The sequence below is a fragment of the Arenimonas sp. genome (genome assembly GCF_047602345.1).
GTDB lineage: Bacteria > Pseudomonadota > Gammaproteobacteria > Xanthomonadales > Xanthomonadaceae > Arenimonas.
This window is the reverse complement of sequence record NZ_JASGHN010000010.1, coordinates 131,263-149,147: the sequence shown is the minus strand read 5'-3', so window position 1 is coordinate 149,147 and position 17,885 is coordinate 131,263. Positions and strand designations below refer to the sequence as shown.

General features: G+C 66.7%; 14 protein-coding genes and 1 tRNA gene. 11 read left to right on the top strand and 4 right to left on the bottom strand.

The window, feature by feature from the left end; genetic code table 11:
* Positions 1 to 7 precede the first annotated feature (7 nt).
* From QM707_RS13485 to QM707_RS13460, 6 genes are all read left to right on the top strand, one after another.
* Positions 8 to 649 carry a glutathione S-transferase family protein gene (locus QM707_RS13485; protein ID WP_415002393.1) on the top strand — a complete coding sequence of 214 codons (642 nt, stop codon included), beginning with the start codon at positions 8 to 10 and terminating at the stop codon, positions 647 to 649.
* A complete protein-coding gene (locus tag QM707_RS13480; protein ID WP_415002392.1) occupies positions 646 to 993 on the top strand; it encodes a cupin domain-containing protein in 348 nt (115 codons plus the stop codon). Before QM707_RS13485 ends, QM707_RS13480 begins: the two co-directional genes overlap by 4 nt.
* On the top strand, positions 990 to 3,152 hold the full coding sequence (gene glyS, locus QM707_RS13475; protein ID WP_415002391.1) for a glycine--tRNA ligase subunit beta: 2,163 nt from the start codon (positions 990 to 992) through the stop codon (positions 3,150 to 3,152). Before QM707_RS13480 ends, glyS begins: the two co-directional genes overlap by 4 nt.
* Positions 3,153 to 3,245: 93 nt before the next feature.
* Positions 3,246 to 4,982 carry an autotransporter assembly complex protein TamA gene (locus tag QM707_RS13470; protein ID WP_415002390.1) on the top strand — a complete coding sequence of 579 codons (1,737 nt, stop codon included), beginning with the start codon at positions 3,246 to 3,248 and terminating at the stop codon, positions 4,980 to 4,982.
* Positions 4,979 to 8,722, top strand: coding sequence for a translocation/assembly module TamB domain-containing protein (locus QM707_RS13465; RefSeq protein WP_415002389.1), 3,744 nt, complete (start codon positions 4,979 to 4,981; stop codon positions 8,720 to 8,722). Before QM707_RS13470 ends, QM707_RS13465 begins: the two co-directional genes overlap by 4 nt.
* A 40-nt stretch (positions 8,723 to 8,762) precedes the next feature.
* Entirely contained in the window at positions 8,763 to 10,979 is a 2,217-nt protein-coding gene (locus QM707_RS13460; protein ID WP_415002388.1) for a patatin-like phospholipase family protein, read from the top strand.
* 185 nt (positions 10,980 to 11,164) lie between these two features.
* Here QM707_RS13460 and QM707_RS13455 read toward each other — a convergent pair.
* Positions 11,165 to 11,241: transfer RNA gene (locus QM707_RS13455), tRNA-Arg, on the bottom strand.
* A gap of 87 nt (positions 11,242 to 11,328) precedes the next feature.
* The gene (locus tag QM707_RS13450) at positions 11,329 to 11,565 is read right to left on the bottom strand and encodes a hypothetical protein (protein ID WP_415002387.1); all 237 of its coding nucleotides are present in this window, start codon (positions 11,563 to 11,565) and stop codon (positions 11,329 to 11,331) included.
* Between the two features lie 92 nt (positions 11,566 to 11,657).
* On the opposite strand from QM707_RS13450, the gene ubiA reads away from it, so the two are divergent.
* Positions 11,658 to 12,563 (top strand): 4-hydroxybenzoate octaprenyltransferase, encoded by a 906-nt coding sequence (gene ubiA / locus QM707_RS13445; protein WP_415002386.1) that lies wholly within the window; start codon positions 11,658 to 11,660, stop codon positions 12,561 to 12,563.
* A 164-nt stretch (positions 12,564 to 12,727) separates the two neighbouring features.
* On the opposite strand, the gene QM707_RS13440 is transcribed toward ubiA, so the two are convergent.
* Positions 12,728 to 13,507, bottom strand: a complete 780-nt coding sequence (locus tag QM707_RS13440; RefSeq protein WP_415002385.1) for a double zinc ribbon domain-containing protein — start codon at positions 13,505 to 13,507, stop codon at positions 12,728 to 12,730.
* Between QM707_RS13440 and bioB the strand changes: the two genes are divergently transcribed.
* From bioB to bioC, 4 genes are read left to right on the top strand one after another with little or no spacing between them, the layout of a single operon-like run.
* A complete protein-coding gene (gene bioB, locus QM707_RS13435) occupies positions 13,506 to 14,525 on the top strand; it encodes a biotin synthase BioB (RefSeq protein ID WP_415002384.1) in 1,020 nt (339 codons plus the stop codon). The two genes, QM707_RS13440 and bioB, sit on opposite strands and share 2 nt — an antisense overlap.
* A gap of 10 nt (positions 14,526 to 14,535) precedes the next feature.
* On the top strand, positions 14,536 to 15,726 hold the full coding sequence (bioF, locus tag QM707_RS13430) for an 8-amino-7-oxononanoate synthase (RefSeq protein ID WP_415002383.1): 1,191 nt from the start codon (positions 14,536 to 14,538) through the stop codon (positions 15,724 to 15,726).
* A gap of 50 nt (positions 15,727 to 15,776) precedes the next feature.
* Positions 15,777 to 16,553 carry a pimeloyl-ACP methyl ester esterase BioH gene (bioH, locus tag QM707_RS13425; protein WP_415002382.1) on the top strand — a complete coding sequence of 259 codons (777 nt, stop codon included), beginning with the start codon at positions 15,777 to 15,779 and terminating at the stop codon, positions 16,551 to 16,553.
* Positions 16,550 to 17,431 carry a malonyl-ACP O-methyltransferase BioC gene (gene bioC / locus QM707_RS13420; protein WP_415002381.1) on the top strand — a complete coding sequence of 294 codons (882 nt, stop codon included), beginning with the start codon at positions 16,550 to 16,552 and terminating at the stop codon, positions 17,429 to 17,431. Before bioH ends, bioC begins: the two co-directional genes overlap by 4 nt.
* A gap of 20 nt (positions 17,432 to 17,451) precedes the next feature.
* Here the strand turns inward: bioC and QM707_RS13415 are convergent, their stop codons facing one another.
* Positions 17,452 to 17,880, bottom strand: coding sequence for a hypothetical protein (locus QM707_RS13415; RefSeq protein ID WP_415002380.1), 429 nt, complete (start codon positions 17,878 to 17,880; stop codon positions 17,452 to 17,454).
* Positions 17,881 to 17,885: the final 5 nt, after the last annotated feature.

Here is a 17,885-nt window from a genome sequence, read left to right as displayed (position 1 = left end):
GGGCGCGATGACCTTCCTGATCGGCATGTTCGATTCGCCCTTCGTTCGCCGCATCGCGGTGAGCCTGGACGCGCTCGGTCTGCCGTTCGAACATCGCAACTGGTCCGTGGGTCGCGATTTCGATCGCATCCGCGAATTCAATCCGCTCGGGCGTGTGCCGACCCTGGTGCTCGACTCGGGCGAGGCCCTGATCGAGTCCTCGATGATCCTCGACCACATCGATCATCAGGTCGGCGCGGATCGCGCATTGCTGCCGATGCGGGGCGCAGCGCGAGGCGACGCGCTGCGAGTCATGGCCCTGGCCACCGGCGCGGTCGACAAGGCCCTGCTGATCGTCATGGAGCGGGTATTCCGGCCGGCGGAAAAATTCCACGAGCCTTTCGTCGCGCGCTGCCGCCTGCAGTTGCAGGGCGCATTGGCGGCGATCGAGTCGCTTTGCGCGGCCCGTGGCGCGCGGGGTTGGTTGATCGGCGAGACGATGACGCAGGCCGACATCACCTTCGCCTGCTTCCTGGCCTATGTTCGCGAAGCCGTGCCCTTCGATCTTTCGCCGTATCCGGCCTTGTCGGCGCGGCTGGACCGCTATCAGACCCTGCCCTTGTTCGCGCGCTACCACGTGCCTTTCGACGCACCGGTGCCGACGACATGAACCCCTTGCCCTCGCGTCTGACGGTCGATACCGCGCTCGCCGCCATTCCCGTGGAGGCGCGCTTCGTCACGTTGTTCCGCCATGGCAGCCTGGAAGTCGAGATCTACCGCCCGGTCGGTAGCGACAAACAACAACCGCATCGCCGCGATGAGCTGTACGTGATCGCGGCCGGCCAGGGCACGTTTTTCTGCGACGGCGAACGCCGTCCCTTCGTGACGGGCGAGGCGCTGTTCGTGCCCGCCGGCATGGAGCACCGTTTCGAGGATTTCAGCGCCGACTTCTCCGCTTGGGTGTTCTTCTACGGACCCGATGGCGGCGAAGCGACGAATCAGGATCGTTCATGAGTACTCACGCTTCCCTTCTTATCGAACTCGGCACCGAAGAGCTGCCGCCGAAAGCCCTGCCCGACCTCGCGCAGGCTTTCTACGACAGCGTCCTGGCCGGACTGGAGAAACGCGGCCTCGGCTTCGCACGCGACAGCGCGCGGATGCTGTACTCGCCGCGCCGCCTGGCCGTGCTGGTCGAAGCAGTTGCCCTACAGCAGCCGACGCAGTCGTCGGAAGTCCTCGGCCCGTACCTGAATATCGGCCTGGACGCGAACGACCAGCCGACGCAGGCCCTGCTGGGTTTCGCGACGAAGAACGGCCTGGCGGTCGAACAGTTGCAGCGCACGAGCGACAACAAGGGCGAGCGTTTCGTCGCGCGCAGCGAAAAGCCTGGTGCGGCGACCTCGGCCCTGTTGCCCGAGATCGTCGGCGAAGCCTTGAAGGCGCTGCCGGTACCGAAACCGATGCGCTGGGGCAGTCGCGACATCAGCTTCGTGCGACCCGTGCACTGGCTCGTGCTGTTGCTCGGAAAGGATGTCGTCGATTGCGAGATCCTCGGCCTGAAAGCCGATCGCATGAGCCGCGGCCATCGCTTCCACTCGCCGAAGCCGGTATGGATATCGCGCCCGGAGGACTACGTCGATTCCTTGCGCGGCGCGCATGTGCTGGTCGACCCGGTGGAGCGGCGCGAGCGCGTGCGCGCCGGCATCGATGCGGCGGCGGCCGAGGCCGACGGCATCGCTCGCGTACCGGAATCGCTGCTCGAGGAAGTGAATTGCCTGGTCGAATGGCCGAAGGCCGTGTTGTGCTCCTTCGAACGGGAGTTCCTGCGCGTGCCGCAGGAAGCCCTGATCTCGACGATGGAAGCGAACCAGAAATTCTTTCCGGTGCTGAATTCGGAACACCGCCTGACCGAACACTTCATCGGCGTGGCCAACATCGAATCGCGCGACGAAGCCGAAGTGCGCAAGGGCTACGAGCGCGTGATCAGGCCGCGTTTCGCCGATGCGCAGTTCTTCTTCGACGAAGACCGCAAGCAGGGGCTTTCGTCGATGGCCGACGGCCTGAAGACGGTCACTTACCAGCAGAAACTCGGCAGCTACGCCGACAAGACGACGCGCGTGGCCAGCCTGGCCGATGCGATCGCGCGCGAAGTCGCGGCCGACGAGGACCTGGCGCGGCGCGCGGCTGAATTGTCGAAGGCCGACCTGCAATCGCGCCTGGTCAACGAATTCCCCGAGCTGCAAGGCATCGCCGGCCGTCATTACGCCAGCGCCGCCGGCGAAATGGGCATCGTGGCCGACGCGATCGACCACGCCTATCAGCCGCGATTCGCCGGTGACTCCATCGCCGCGTCGCCGCTGGGCCAGGTGCTGGCGATCGCCGAACGCCTCGATACGCTGGCGGGCGGTTTCGCCGCCGGCCTGAAGCCCACCGGCAACAAGGACCCGTTCGCGCTGCGCCGCAACGCCCTGGGCCTGGCGCGCACGATCGTCGAAGGCGGGCTCGAGATCGACTTGCCGAAAGCCGTCGCCCGCGCCAACGACCTGATCGATCATCACGTGCAACGCGAGATCGTGCGGCACAAGGATGGCGACAAGGCGAAGATCCGCGAAGCCTTCGACAAGGCGGCCGATGAGATCACGCCGCAGCGTCGCGAGCAGCGTATCGCCGAGATCCAGGACTTCGTCTTCGATCGCCTGCGCGGTTATTACGCCGACCAGGGCTTCACCGGTGCGCAGTTCGATGCCGTCGCCGACCTGCGGCCGGCTTCGTTGCTCGATTTCGGCCGACGCCTGCGCGCGATCCGCGAGTTCGCCGCGCTGCCGGAGGCGGAAGCGCTGGCGGCCGCGAACAAGCGCATCCGCAACATCCTGAAGAAGACCGACGAAGCGATTCCGGCCGAGGTCGATCCGCAGCGTCTGGAAGCGAGTGCCGAACGCGAGCTCAACGACGCGGTGAACGCCGCCGTCGCCGCGACCGATCCGCTGCTGGCCGATCGCGATTACGTCGGCGTGCTCAAGCGTCTGGCGCAGTTGCGCGCGCCGGTGGACGCTTTTTTCGATGGCGTGATGGTGATGGCCGACGATGCCGACCTGCGGCGCAATCGTCTCGCCCTGCTCAAGCGCCTGGCCGATCGTTTCGCCACCGTCGCGGAAGTGGCGCTACTCGCCTGATCCGGATTCTCCACGCGACGCCGCCTGAATCGCGCCGCAGCGACCTCACATGAGGCTTACATGAAGGCGGCGGCCCTCGGTTAAGCTTGGGCCATGCATCGACTCGCTGCCCTCATCGCCTGCGCGTTCGCCTTACCGGCACAGGCGCTGGAGCTGCGTGCGATCCGTATCGATGGCCTCGACCCCGTGCTTGAGGCCAATGTGCGCGCGCGTCTGTCGATCGAGAAGCTCGATCCTGAACGGCGTGCACGATTGACCGAGACGCGATTGTCGTACTACCTGCGTGCCGCGCCGGACGAAGTGGAGGCGGGTCTCGAGCCCTTCGGCTACTACGATGCCGAGGCGGAAGCCTCGATCGAACGCAACGGCGAAAACGTCACGGTAGTGGTGACGGTGAAGCCCGGCGAACCGGTGCGGGTGCGCAAGCTCGACCTGACGATGGACGGCCCGGCGCGCGAGGACGGCGAAGTCGCGATGCTGCTGGCCGGGTTCCACCCACGGCCGGGCGAGGCCATGCACCACGGCGATTACGAGACCGGCAAGCTCGCGATCACGCGCCGACTGGAAGATCGCGGCTATTTCGACGCCGAGCTGGAGAAGCACCGCGTCGAAGTCACGCGCGCCGAGAAAGCGGCCGACATCGCATTGGGATGGAACAGCGGCGAGCGCTACGGTTTCGGCGAAGCGACATTCGAAGGCCATCCTTTCCGGCCGGGCTTGCTGGAAAAGCTCGTACCCTGGAAACCGGGCGACCCCTTCGACCAGGCGAAACTGCTGCGTTTGCAGACCTCGCTGACCGATCTGGACTATTTCGCCGGTATCAGCCTGTTGCCGGAAACCGACAAGCGCGTCGACGGTCGCGTGCCGATCCGCATCAGCCTGTCGCCGGCCAAGCGCAGCATCTATCGCGCGGGTGTGAGCTACGGCAGCGACAGCGGCGCCGGTATCGATCTCGGGCTCGAACGTCGCTGGTTGAATGCGCGCGGCCACAAGATGCTGCTGAGCCTCGGCCTGGCGGAAGAGAAGAGCCATTTCACGGCTGAATACCGCCTTCCCGCCTTCGCCTGGCTCGACGGATGGTATGGCATCGGCCTGTCCGCGCGGCGCGAACGCATCAACGACATCGACACCGAATACGCCGACGCCAGCTTCACCCGCAGCGGGCGTTGGCGCGGCTGGAGCCTGCTCGCCGGGCTGACCCATCGGCGCGAACGTTTCGATTCGCTGCAGAACGTCGTGCCGGAAAACGAGTTCGTCAGCCTGAGCTTCCTGTCGGTGTCGGCGGAGCGGCGCTGGTTCGACGATCCGGTGACGCCGCGCAACGGCAAGAAGTTCGCTTTCACCGTGCGCGGCGGTCCGGCCGGGCTCGGTTCCGATCTCGGTTTCACTCAACTGCGTGCCGAAGCCAAGTACATCCGCGGATTGGGCGATGCGAATCGGTTGTTGCTGCGCGGCGAGCTCGGGACGACGCTGACCGACGATTTCGAACTGTTCCCGCCCTCGCTGCGTTTCTACGCCGGCGGCGACCAGAGCGTGCGCGGCTACGGCTACAAGGCGATCGGCGAACGCATCGGGGACACCAATTACGGCGGCAAGCACCTGGCGGTCGCCAGCGTCGAATTCGAGCGCATGTTCACCCCGACCTGGGGCGGCGCGGTCTTCGTCGACGTCGGCGACGCCTTCACCGACAAGTTCGACGCGAAGAAAGGCGTGGGCCTCGGCTTGCGCTGGCGCTCGCCGGTCGGTCCGGTGCGGGTGGACCTTGCGCGCGGACTCGATGGCCCCGACAAAGGTCTACGCTTGCACATCAGCATCGGGCCCGATCTGTGAGCCGACTCGCCCGCAGCGCACGGTACCTATGGCGCAGCCTGCGTTGGCTGTTGCTGCTCGGGCTGATTCTCGGCGTGCTGATCGCCGGCATGGCGACCTGGATACTGAACAGCAACGGCGGCCGCGACTGGTTGCTCGCGCGCGTCATCGCCCTGTTGCCGGCCGGTTCCAGTCTCGAATGGAATCGCATGGACGGGCGCTTGTCGGAGAGCCTCGACGTCTACGGCCTGCGCTTCGTGCACGACGACCTGCGCATCGACGCCAAACACGTGCACGTGGAGCAGACGTTGTGGCCCCTGCTCAGCGGTCGCCTGCGCATTGCCCGCGTGCAGATCGACGACGCGACGGTGAATCTCGCGCCCTCGGACGAACCCTTCGAACTGCCGCGCTGGCCGGAAGTGCTGCCGGCGCTGGAGATGCCGGTCACGCTGATCGTGGAATCCCTGCAGGTGCGCCGATTGGCGGTCATCGACGAGGGCAGGCCCTGGCTGCGAGTCAACGACGCGAAAGGCCGGTTCACGCTGGCCGACGGCGCGCTCGACCTGCCGGAACTGCGTGTCGACAGCGACCGCGGGCCGATGCGTTTCGCCGGCTTCTATCGACCAAGCGACAACTACCGCACCCGGATGCGCGGCGAAGCCGAGCTTCGCCTGGACGCGAACAGCGCACCGAGCCGCGTGACGGTGACCGCCGCTGGCCATCTCGACGATTTCAGTCTGCAACTGCGCGGCAATGCGCCGGCGCCCTTGTGGGCGACGCTACGTTTGCGCGATGGCGGTACGACGCCGCGCTGGAGTTTCGATGCGAAGAGCGAACGCCTGCGCCTGCAGGAGTTCGGCATCGACGATGAAGCGATTTACGTCGTCGATCTGCACGGCAGCGGCACCGGCGGCCGTTCGCAATGGTTGGGCGAACTGCAGCGCGACGAACTGAAGATTCGCATCGCACCCTCGCGCCTGCGCCTGGAAGACGGCGTCGTCTCCTTCGAGCCCTTGATGCTGGAACTCGCGCAAGGTCCGGCGCGCATCGACGGGCAGCTGCATCTGGAGGGCGAGGACCCGCGCGTCGATCTGCGCCTGCGCAGCGACAGCCTGCGTTTCGTGCCGGCAGAGAAGGGCGCGACGGTCGTCGAAGCCGGCGCCGACCTGCAGGTCGCAGGATTGCTGGCCGACTGGAATCTTCGCGGCACCGCGAACTTCCGCCGCGACGGACAGGAAGCGACCGTGACGTTGGAAGGGCGTGGCGATCGTGATCAGTTGTCGCTGTCCACGTTGAGGGCGCAGACGCCGAACGGACGCCTGAACGGCAAGGGTCGCGTGCAATGGTCGCCGGCACTCGGTGGTTCGCTCGACGCGGATCTCGCCGGTTTCGACCCGGGCTACTTCCTTCCCGACTATCCCGGACAGATCAGCGGCGCGTTGTCGCTGCAAGGCGAAAGCCTGGGCGAGGGCCGTTGGCGCGGACATGGGCAGGCGAACGACTTGCGCGGCAAGCTGCGTGGACGGGCGCTGTCGGGCGAAGGGCGCTTCGCCTGGAATGGCGATGCGGGCAATGGCGAAGCGCGGTTGAGCCTGGGCGATAGCCGGGTCGACGCGCGCGGTCGCTTCGGCGCCGTGCTCGACCTGCGCGCGCAGTTCTCGCCGCTTGAGCTTTCCGACCTGTTCGCCGATGCCGCCGGGCGACTGCAGGGGCACGTCGAAATCCGGGGTTCGCGCAATCAACCCTCCTATCGCGCCGAACTGCAGGGCACGGCCTTGCGTTGGGGCGAAAATCAGGTCGATCGATTGAGTCTGCAAGGCGAGTTGCCGGCACGTGGTTCGCAGGGGCAACTGAACGTTTTCGCCGAGAAGCTGCAGGCGGGCGGCCAGTCGTTAGAACGCGTAGATCTTCGTCTCGCCGGCAGCGTGGCGAAGTTGCAAGTCAGTGCCGACGTGACCGGCGAACCGGGTCGCCTGCAACTGGTGGGCAATGCGGAGGGCGAAGGCTGGAATCGTCGTGGCACCTTGCAGTCCCTGCATCTCGAGCCCGCGCTGGGGCCGGACTGGACCTTGCGCGCACCAACCGACTATCGCTGGCACAACGGCGCCTTCAACTTGTCGCCGGCCTGCTTCCGCGCCGGACAACCGGGTGGCGAAATCTGCGCGCAAGCCGACGGCGATCGCGCACGCATCGACGGCGAGCGCTTGCCACTAGCCTTGCTGCAGCCCTGGCTGGATCGCAACGAAGCGGGCTTCCTGCCGTTCGGTGAACTCTCGCTGCACGGTGACTTCGTCCGCAGCGGTGGTGCCTGGGGCGGTAGCGCGGAAATTCGTTCGAGCAATGGCGGTCTGCGCATCGATCCGCAGTCTCCACGCGAGATCGCTGCTTATCGCGATCTTTCGCTCGACGCCGAATTGCGTGGTGGCGAGATGAACCTGTCCCTGTCTGCGGCGCTGGCGCAGGAAGGCCATCTGCGCGGACGCCTGCGCACGGGTTTGGCCGCCGACTCGGCGTTGTCCGGCGAGCTCGACCTCGACATGCGCGACATCAGCTGGCTCGAACTGTTCTCGATCGATCTTGCCAGCCCGACCGGACGACTCGTCGGCCAGCTGCAATTCGGCGGTCGCCGCGATGCGCCCGTGCTCAGCGGCGAAGCGCGGCTGACGGACTTCGCTGGTGAATTGCCTGCGCTCGGCGTGACGATGAAGCAGGGCGAGTTCGTGCTGCGTGGCGGTGCCGATGGCCAGACGCGCCTCACCGGCCATGTGGACTCCGGCGAAGGACGTTTGAATGTCGACGGTTCGCTCGACCTGTCGCGCGCCGACAGTCCGCTGCGCCTGAAGCTGCAGGGCGAGAACATCACGATCGCCGACACGCCCGATCTGGACGCCGTGGTCGGCTCCGACCTGGATCTTTCCTACGAGAAGGACGTGCTGACCTTGCGTGGCAGCGTGACGGTGCCGCGTGCGCGGGTCGACCTGGAAAGGTTGGACAACAGCGTCGATCCGTCGCCGGACGTGGTCGTGCTCGATCCGAAGCGCAAGGCGGGCGCCGATCGCTTCCAGGTCGACAGCGACGTGGACATCCGTCTTGGCGACGACGTGCGCCTTCGCGGGTTCGGACTGGACGGTCGCATCGGCGGCAACCTGCGCCTGCGCGACCGGCCGGGTCATAGCGCCAAGGCCACCGGCACGCTGACCGTGCGCGGCAGGTACGCGGCTTATGGACAGAACCTGACGATCACGCAGGGCCGTCTCAGCTATTCCAACGCCGACTTCGACAACCCCGTGCTGGATATCCGCGCCGAGCGCGAATTCGAGGAGGTCACCGCCGGCGTGCGCGTGCGCGGCACGGCCTTGGCGCCCGAGACGACCGTGTATTCGAGTCCGGCCCTGCCGCCGAGCGAGGCGCTGTCCTGGCTGGTGCTGGGTCGTCCGCTATCCACCGCCAGCGGCAGCGAAGCGCAGTCCCTCAACGCCAGCGCGCTGGCCTTGAGCGCCGGCAGCAACCTGCTGGCGCAACGTCTTGGTACGCGCCTGGGCCTGGACGAAGCCGGCATCACCGAGAGTCGCGCGCTGGGCGGGTCGACGCTGTCCATAGGCAAACGCATCTCGCCGCGGTTGTTCGTCAGTTATGGCGTATCGCTGATCGGCACCGGACAAGTCATTACACTGAAGTACCTGATCCGGCGCGGCCTCGACATTTCGATCGAGACCGGCAACGAGAGCAGCGCGTCGCTGAACTGGCGCAAGGAAAAGTGACGGATGCGGCCGACATCGGGCCGCGACGGGGAGCGGGACGATGAAAACGATCATCAGGATGTTCGTCGCACTGGCCTGTCTGGCCGCGACGGCGGCGCAGGCCGAGACCCAGCCCTGTCGGCAGCATGACCCGGGATCGCAACGTCCGCGCGTCGGTCTGGTGCTCGGCGGCGGTGGCGCCCGCGGCGTCGCCCATGTCGCGGTCATCCGCGAGCTCGAACGCCTGCGGATTCCGATCGACTGCGTGGCGGGCACCAGCATGGGTTCGCTGATCGGCGGCCTGTATGCATCGGGCATGTCCAGTGCTGAGCTCGAGAAGCTCGTGCTCGAACTGGACTGGAACGCCGCGTTCAACGATTCGCTCGATCGCCCGGAGCGTTCCTTCCGCCGCAAGCGCGACGACGATCTGAACCTGCTGTCGGCCAAGCCGGGCATCGGCCGCCAGGGCATCAAGCTGGCGCCGGGCTTGCTGGCCGGCGAATCCATCAGCCTGCTGTTGCAGCGCCTTACCTTGCCGGTAGCGCGCGTGAATCATTTCGACCGATTACCGATTCCTTTCCGCGCCGTCGCCACCGACATCAACAGCGGCGACGCCGTCGTACTGAGCGAAGGCAACCTGGCCGAGGCAATGCGCGCGAGCATGTCGATACCCGGTGCCTTCCGTCCGGTGGCGATCGGCGACCACCTGCTGGTCGATGGCGGCATCGCCAACCAGTTGCCGGTCGATGTCGCGCGTGCGATGGGCGCCGACATCGTCATCGCCGTCGATGTCGGCACGCCGCTGGGCAAGATCGAACAAGGGGCGTCGGTGCTCGCGCTGGCCGACCAGCTTTCCGGTTTCATGACGGTGAGCAATACCAAGAAGTCGATCGAAAGTCTCGGACCACGCGATGTGCTGATCCAGCCCGCCTTGGGCGACCAGGTGAAGACCGCCGACTTCGCCCGGGACAAGATCGAACTGGCGTTGCGTCTCGGCGCCGAAGCCTTGCCCTCACTGCAGTCACGGCTGGCGACGGTATCGCGAACCGAGCTCGCGAGCGCCACCGTCATCGCCGCCGCCGCGCCCTTGATCATAGACTTCGTTCGCCTGGACAACCGCTCGACCTATTCCGATGCCGCCCTGCTGGCCAGGCTGGACTTCAAGACCGGCCATCCGCTGGATGCCGACCGGTTGGAAGCGGGCATCCGCCGCGTCTACGAACTCGGCACGCTCGATACCGTTACCTACGACGTGATCGAGGAGGACGGCAAGGCCGGCTTGCTGGTCCACGTGCGACCGCATGCGTACGGCCCGACGTATCTGGAGACGGGGTTGAGCGTGCATTCCGACTTCGACGGCGAGTTCTCCTTCAACGTGCGCGCCGGAGTCCTGCATGCGCCAGTCAATGCGCTTGGCGGCGAATTGCGCGCGATCCTGCAACTCGGCAACGACCCCTTCCTGCTGGGCGAGTACTACCAGCCGCTCGACGCACGTGGCCGCTATTTCGTCGGTGCACGCGGCGGCTACACCAACCCGAAGTTCCGCCTTTACGACGAAGGGCGACGCTTCGCCGAATACGAGCTTCCGTCCTGGGGCGCGGAAATCTATGCAGGTCGCGAGTTCGGCAACTACGGCGCGGTCACCCTCGGCCTCGCCCGGCGACATGGCCGGGCCGAGCGCCTGATCGGCGATCCCGCCCTGCCCGACCTGTCCTTCGACCAAGGCGAAGCGCGCTGGAACATCACCTTCGATCGCCTCGACAGTTTCCAGTTGCCGCGCGCCGGCACCTACTTTTCGATCGGACAGACCTACTCCGCACGCGCGATCGGCGCCGACGAGGCGTACACGCAGACCGACTTCGATCTGATCCATGCGCAGGCCGTGGGCATGCATTCGGCCTACGCCGGATTCCGCTATCACGCGACGAATGAAGACGCGCCGCCGATCTACGCCCAGTACCGCCTGGGTGGCGTGACCAACCTCGCCGGTTACCGACCGAACGAGATCCTGACGCCGAACTACGCGATGGCTTATGCCGGCTACACCTACGAGCTGGGTCGCGTCGTCGATCGTCCGGCCATCCTGGGAGGCACGATCGAATACGGCGACTTGTGGAGCAAGTCCTTCGGCTCGACCGCGCATTCGCGCGAAACGCATGCCAGCCTATTCTTCGGGTTCGATTCCTGGCTGGGGCGTTTCCTGCTCGGCTACGGCCATCGCTTCGGCGGGCGCGGCACCTTCTTCCTCGAACTCGGCTACGGCAACGAGCGGCGTTGAGCGGTAAACGCGGGGTCTAAGCGATGCGTTTGCGAACAGCAGGGGCTGTTCGCGCATCGGTCGAGGAGGAGCCATGGATGGCGACTGGAGCGCTGCGCCAAGGACGGCTCGGAGCGTCGCTTTACGTTCGACAGCAATGGCGCGCTCGGCCGGCAATCCCGACCTGTGGGCTTCGAAACGAAGAATGGCGCGCCCGGAGGGATTCGAACCCCCGACCAATGGCTTCGGAAGCCACTACTCTATCCGGCTGAGCTACGGGCGCGTGTCGGCAGCGAGGCTGCGGCCGGTCGGAATCAGGCCAAAGCCGACTCCGCCGGGCGCGCAGTGTACCAGAGGCGGCAATCCGGCCCTAGCCGCGCTTGTAAACCGCCGCGCTGATGCAGGACAGGATCGATACCAACGCCCAGCCGAAACCGCCGAACAGGCCCAGCGAGAATACGAAGACCAGCGCGCCGACGACGCAGGCCGTCAGAAACCAGAAGATGGCCGAAAGTATCCGGCCCTGGACGAGTTGGCCCAGCCCCGGAATGAACAGGCTGCACAACGCGGCGATGACATTGCCGGTGGAACCCTGACCTTCGCTCATCGATGTTTCCTCCTGGGTGACGGGTCAAAGATGCGGCCGGTGGAGCGGCGACTCAAGTGCCGGAAGGGGTGGGCGCTTGTTAACCTAGGCGCATGCCTCCCTCGCGTTCCTCCCTGCTCGATGCCCTGCCCCCGCACTGGCGCGAGCGTCTGCCGCGCTACTGGCTGCTGATCCGCGGCGATCGTCCGATCGGCTGGTTGCTGCTGTTGTGGCCGACCTGGTGGGCGCTGTGGCTGGCGGCCGACGGCTGGCCGCCGCTCGGCACGCTAGTCATCTTCACGCTCGGCGTCTGGCTGACGCGCTCGGCCGGTTGCATCATCAACGACTACGCCGACCGCTGGCTCGACCCGCAGGTCGAGCGCACGAAGGGACGGCCGCTGGCGAGCGGATTGGTTTCCTCGCGCGAAGCCTTGTGGCTGTTCGTCGCGATGATGCTTGTCGCCTTCGGCCTGGTTTGCCTGACCAACAAGCTGACGATCTGGCTCAGCGTCGCCGGCGCGTTTCTCGCCGCGAGCTATCCGTATCTCAAGCGTTACACCTATCTGCCGCAGGTCTATCTCGGCCTCGCCTTCGGTTGGGGCATTCCGATGGCCTTCGCCGCGGTGCAAGGCACGGTGCCGGAGATCGCCTGGCTGCTCTTCCTCGGCAACCTGCTGTGGACCACCGGTTACGACACCTGGTATGCGATGGTCGATCGCGAGGACGATCGGCGCGTCGGCGCGAAGTCGACCGCGATCCTGTTCGGCGACCTGGACCTGGTCGCACTCGGTGTGCTGTTCGGCGGGTTCCTTGTCACGATGTTCCTGCTCGGCCGCCGCGCGGAACTGGGTTTCATCTACTACTCCGGCCTGCTGGTCGCCGCCGGTTTCATCGCCTACCAGTTCTCGATCGGGCGCAGCCGCAGGCGCGAGCACTGCTTCGAAGCCTTCCTCAACAACAACTGGGTCGGGCTTTGCGTTTTCCTCGGCATCGCCGTGACGACGGTGACGCAGAGGTAGTTGTAGAACCGCTCTCTCGCATCAAGCGCGCGTCCGCGCGCGGAGCATTCTCTGTAGGGTTCCGTCCTTCGCGACGAGCAGGGATTTCGCGCCGAGTCATCGGAATCGCCAAAGCGGGAACGGGCGACAATTTGGATGATTGACCGACCCGCGCGGCGCAGACGTCACTGCACCCTCGCCGCCACCCAGACATCCACGCGCTCGACGCCGGCCGCGCGCAAGGCGCGGGTGGCTTCGCGCAGGGTCGCGCCGGTCGTCATCACGTCATCGATCAAGGCGACATGTCGCAGCCAGGGCCGAAACGTGCGCGCTTCGAACGCGCCACGCAGGTTGCGTCGGCGCGCGCGGGCATCGAGCCCGGTCTGCGCTTTCGTCGGAATCACGCGACGCAATCCATCGACGATCAGCGGCAAGTCGAGTTCGCGGGCGAGGATTTTCGCCAGTTCCAGCGCCTGGTCGTAGCCGCGTTCGCGCAAGCGGCGTCGGTGCAGCGGCACCGGGATCAATGCGTCGGGTCGCGGCGCTTTTCGCAGGGCTTCAGCCATGCCTCGTGCGATGACGACGCCAGCGGCCAGATCTTCGTGGAACTTGAATCGCGGCAGCAGTCGGTCCAGCGGAAAGGCATAGCGCCAGATGGCCCGGGCAGACCCGAACGGCGGCGGATCGCGCAGGCAGTCGCCGCAAAGCGCGGCGTCGGCGCCGAGCGGCAGGGCACAGCGAGCGCAGCAGATACGGTTCCAAGGCAGGGCGGCCGCGCATTCGTCGCAGAGGCCTTGCCCCGGATCAGCCGCCTCGCTGCAGACCACGCAGACGCCCGCGAACAGGCCATTCGCGGCGCTTCGCAGCCAGCCGTCCACTTTTCCGAACCAGCCGCGGTTGACAGGCCCAAGCATGCTGACCAGACTGCCCGTCTCGCGCCCCGGGCGCTGTCGGAACTGTCCCATGCCTGCCGTCATCCGTCATGACTGGTCCCGGGAGGAAGTGCTGGCGCTGATGGCGCTGCCTTTTCCGGAGCTGATGCATCGCGCCGCGGAAACGCACCGCGAGCATTTCGATCCGCGCGAAGTGCAGGTTTCGACCCTGCTGTCGATCAAGACCGGCGGTTGCCCGGAGGACTGCGCTTATTGCCCGCAGAGCGCCCGCTTCAATACCGGGCTGAAGGCGCACAAGCTGCTGACGGTCGAGGAAGTCGTCGCGAAGGCGCAGCAGGCCAAGGATGCCGGCGCGACGCGCTTCTGCATGGGCGCCGCCTGGCGTTCGCCGAAGGACAAGGATGTGGCCCAAGTGGCCGAGATGGTCAGCGCCGTGAAGGCCCTGGGCCTGGAAGCCTGCGCGACGCTGGGCATGCTCGACGGCAAGCAGGCCGATACGCTGAAGGCCGCCGGCCTGGACTACTACAACCACAATCTCGATACCGCGCCGGATTTTTACGGCGAGATCATCCACACCCGCGAATACCAGGATCGCCTCGACACGCTGGCGCACGTGCGCCAGGCCGGGCTGAAGACCTGCTGCGGCGGCATCGTCGGCATGGGGGAGTCGCGCGAACAGCGCGCCGGCCTGCTGCAGACGCTGGCCAACCTGCCGGAGCATCCAGGTTCGGTGCCGATCAATCGCCTTGTCCAGGTGCAGGGCACGCCGCTGCACGGCACGGCCTTGCTCGACCCCTTCGAGTTCGTCCGCACCGTCGCCACCGCCCGCCTGTTGATGCCGCAGTCGATGGTGCGCCTGTCGGCCGGCCGGGCCGAGATGAGCGAGGAACTGCAGGCCCTGTGTTTCCTGGCTGGCGCCAACTCGATCTTCTACGGCGAGAAGCTACTGACGACCGGCAACCCCGATGTGGAGGCCGACCAGGCCCTGTTCGTGCGCCTCGGCCTGGTGCCGATGCCGGTCGAGGAGGTTAGCCGCACCGTGCATGCCGATGTGATCGAGCACGCACATCCGTCCAGTTGCGCCGCGTAAACTCCCGACGATGGCCCCCCGCCCCCGCCTGCTCGACCGAGTGAATGCCGCCCGCGCCGAACGCGCGGCGAAGGGCTTGTTGCGCACGCGGCGTTTGATCGAGGCGCGCGAGGGCATGCGGGTCAAGCTCGACGGTCGCGAGCTGGTGAACTTCTGCAGCAACGATTATCTTGGCCTGTCGCAACACCTCGACGTCGTCAGCGCGCTGCAGGAAAGCGCGGCGTGGCAAGGCGTCGGCAGCGGCGCCTCAGCGCTGGTCAGCGGTTACCAGTTCGAACACGCCTCGCTCGAGCGCGAATGCGCCGAATGGATGGGCTACGAGCGCGGCCTGTATTTCGGCAGCGGTTATCTGGCCAATCTCGCCGTCATGCAGTCCTTGCTCGAGCCGGGCGATGTCTGCGTGCAGGACAAGCTCAACCACGCCTGCCTGCTCGATGGCGCCCGTTTGGCGTTCTGCGAACTCAAGCGCTATCCGCACCTGGACATCGAAGCGGCGATGCGCCAGCTGTTGAGCGAGCGCGAAGGCGCGGCGATGCTGGCGACCGACGGCGTCTTCAGCATGGATGGCGATCTGGCGCCGCTGCGCGATCTCGCCCTGCTGGCGCGGTCGCAGGACGCCTTGTTCTATGTCGACGACGCGCACGGCATCGGTGTGCTCGGGCCGCAGGGCCGCGGCAGTACGGCGGTCGCGGGTCTCACGGCGAAGGAAGTGCCGCTGCTGGTGTTGCCGCTGGGCAAGGCCTTCGGCGGACAGGGCGCGATGCTGCTGGGCAGCGATGCGCTGATCGGCCATATCGCCGAGACGGCGCGGCCCTATCTCTACACGACGGCGCCTGCGCCGGCGATGGCGGCGGCGATGCGCGCGTCGTTGAAACTACTGCGCAACGAATCCTGGCGCCGCGCGAAACTCGCGTCCCTGGTGGCGCGGTTCCGCCGCGGCGCGGTGCGCGCCGGCCTGCCCATCCAGGAATCGTACACGCCCATCCAACCGCTGGTGCTCGGCGACAACGAGCGCGCCTTGGCCGCCTCGCGCGGTATGGAGGCGCTTGGCTTTCTCGTCGGCGCGATCCGTCCGCCGACCGTGCCCGATGGGCAGGCGCGCCTGCGCATCACCATCAGCACGCTGCATAGCGAGCAGGACGTGGACGCCCTGGTCGCGGCGCTGGCGCGTGTTTGCGCACCGGCGCCCGTCACCGCCTGAACGCGGACGCATGCGATAATTCCGCGTCGCTCGCCGTCGTTTCCCGCGCCTTGAAGCTTTCCATCGAACCTGTCGGTACTGGCCCTGCGCTGGTGATGTTGCATGGCTGGGCGATGCACTCCGGCCTGTTCGCGCCGCTGTCCGCGCTGCTGGCGGCAAGCCATACGGTGCATCTGGTCGACCTGCCCGGGCACGGCCATAGCCGCGACAGTGCCGTGCCATTGGCGCTGGACGCCGTTGCCGAGGCGGTCGCCGAACGGGTTCCGCGCGCGCTATGGCTGGGCTGGTCGCTCGGCGGCCTGGTCGCGTTGCACGCCGCGCAGCGGCGACCCGCCGCGGTACGCGGCCTGATCATGCTCGGCGCCAACCCGCGCTTCGTGCGAAGCGAGGCCTGGCCGCAAGGCATGCCCGCGACGATTTTCGAAGGCTTTGCCCGCGATCTGGAAAGCGATTACCGCGCCACCCTCGATCGTTTCATGATGCTTGAAGCGCAGGGCTCGGATCGCATGCGCGAGGAGCTGCGCCTGTTGCGCGACCAGGTGTTCGCACGCGGCGAACCGCCGCGGCAATCGCTGTGCGACGGCCTGGAACTATTGCAAGCCACCGACTTGCGCGCCGGTCTGGCGGAGTTGTCGATGCCGAGTCTGTGGATCGCCGGTCGGCGCGATCGGCTGGTGTCGCCGGCGTCGATGCGCGCAGCGGCCGAAGTCGCGCCGAACTCGCGCTTCGTCGAAATCGCCCACGGCGGGCACGCCCCGTTCCTCACCCATGCCGAAGAAGTCGTGCAGGCGATCCGCGAGTTCGTCGAACAGGAATGCCCGGCATGAATCCGGGCGCGTTCGATCGACGGCGCCTGCAGTTCAGTTTCGGACGCGCAGCGCCCGTGTATGCGCAGGCGGCGGTGTTGCAACGCGAAGTCGAAGCGCGACTGCTCGAGCAGCTGGACTATCTCGAGGAGAAACAGCCCGCGCGTATCCTCGATGTCGGCAGTGGCCCGGGGCGTGCCAGCGGTGCGATGAAGAAGCGCTGGCCGAAAGCCGACGTGATCGCGTTGGACCTGGCCCTGCCGATGCTGCGCCAGGTGCCGAAACACACGCGCTTCTGGCGGCCGGTGCGTCGCGTCTGCGCCGATGCCTCGCAACTGCCCTTCGCCGATGCCAGCGTGGACGTGATCTTCTCCAGCCTGTGCCTGCAATGGGTCGCGCATCTGCCGCGAGCGCTGGACGAGTTCCGGCGCGTGCTGCGCGAGGATGGGTTGCTGTTGTTCGCGACCTTCGGCCCCGACACCCTGGTCGAGTTGCGCGAAGCCTATCTCGCCGGCGGCGAGCAGGATCCGCCCCTGTCCTCGTTCGCCGCGATCCAGCAAGTCGGCGATGCATTGATGGCGGCGGGATTCCGCAACCCGGTGATCGATCGCGATCACTACACCCTGACCTATCCGGACGTGCGTAGCCTGCAACAGGAACTGCGCGCGATCGGCGCTGGCGACGCCCGCGCCACGCGGCCGCGCGGCCTTGGCGGCAAGCAGCGGCAGTCGCGCATGCGCGAGGCCTACGAGGCACAGCGACGCGATGGCGTCCTGCCCAGCACCTGGGAAGTGATCGGAGCGATGGCTTGGGCGCCCGGACCGGGCGCGCCGCGCCGCGAAGACGGCGCCGAGATCGCCAGTTTCCCGGCCGACCGTATCCCGCTTCGGCGGCGCTGAGCGATCGTTTCGCGCCCCGCTTACTCGCAGCGGTGCGTCACGCCCGACGAGGGCGCGAGGCGCTTGAGCGCGCACAACACGTCATCGTCGGTGGCAACCCCGCGAAACAGTACCGGGTCGTGCCCTGGCGCATAGACGATGAAGCCGTAGCCGGAAAGCGATTGCCGCGAGACAGGCTGCGACGAACCCTTGAAGCGGAACTCCTTCGCGCTCGAGTCGGCGTAGAACACCTTGGGGTTGTCGCGAAGTGCCTGGGCCGTTTCGCGGCGGTAGTGCTCGAAGTCGTCGACGAAATCGGCGAACCCCTCTTCATCGCGTTCGGCCTCGCCGATCTCCGAGTCCGGAGTGAACACCGCCACGACGCTGACGCGATCGAGCACGAGGACGTCCGGCGGCAGCGTCGCGGCAGCAGCGACAAGCAAGGTCAGGGCCGATGCGAAGGCATTCATGAGGG

Coding starts and splice junctions, on each gene's coding strand:
- QM707_RS13485 (WP_415002393.1), top strand. CDS start 8: ATGACCTTCCTGATCGGCATGTTCGATTCGCCCTTCGTTCGCCGCATC.
- QM707_RS13480 (WP_415002392.1), top strand. CDS start 646: ATGAACCCCTTGCCCTCGCGTCTGACGGTCGATACCGCGCTCGCCGCC.
- glyS (WP_415002391.1), top strand. CDS start 990: ATGAGTACTCACGCTTCCCTTCTTATCGAACTCGGCACCGAAGAGCTG.
- QM707_RS13470 (WP_415002390.1), top strand. CDS start 3,246: ATGCATCGACTCGCTGCCCTCATCGCCTGCGCGTTCGCCTTACCGGCA.
- QM707_RS13460 (WP_415002388.1), top strand. CDS start 8,763: ATGAAAACGATCATCAGGATGTTCGTCGCACTGGCCTGTCTGGCCGCG.
- QM707_RS13450 (WP_415002387.1), bottom strand. CDS start 11,565: ATGAGCGAAGGTCAGGGTTCCACCGGCAATGTCATCGCCGCGTTGTGC.
- ubiA (WP_415002386.1), top strand. CDS start 11,658: ATGCCTCCCTCGCGTTCCTCCCTGCTCGATGCCCTGCCCCCGCACTGG.
- bioB (WP_415002384.1), top strand. CDS start 13,506: ATGCCTGCCGTCATCCGTCATGACTGGTCCCGGGAGGAAGTGCTGGCG.
- QM707_RS13440 (WP_415002385.1), bottom strand. CDS start 13,507: ATGGGACAGTTCCGACAGCGCCCGGGGCGCGAGACGGGCAGTCTGGTC.
- bioF (WP_415002383.1), top strand. CDS start 14,536: ATGGCCCCCCGCCCCCGCCTGCTCGACCGAGTGAATGCCGCCCGCGCC.
- bioC (WP_415002381.1), top strand. CDS start 16,550: ATGAATCCGGGCGCGTTCGATCGACGGCGCCTGCAGTTCAGTTTCGGA.
- QM707_RS13415 (WP_415002380.1), bottom strand. CDS start 17,880: ATGAATGCCTTCGCATCGGCCCTGACCTTGCTTGTCGCTGCTGCCGCG.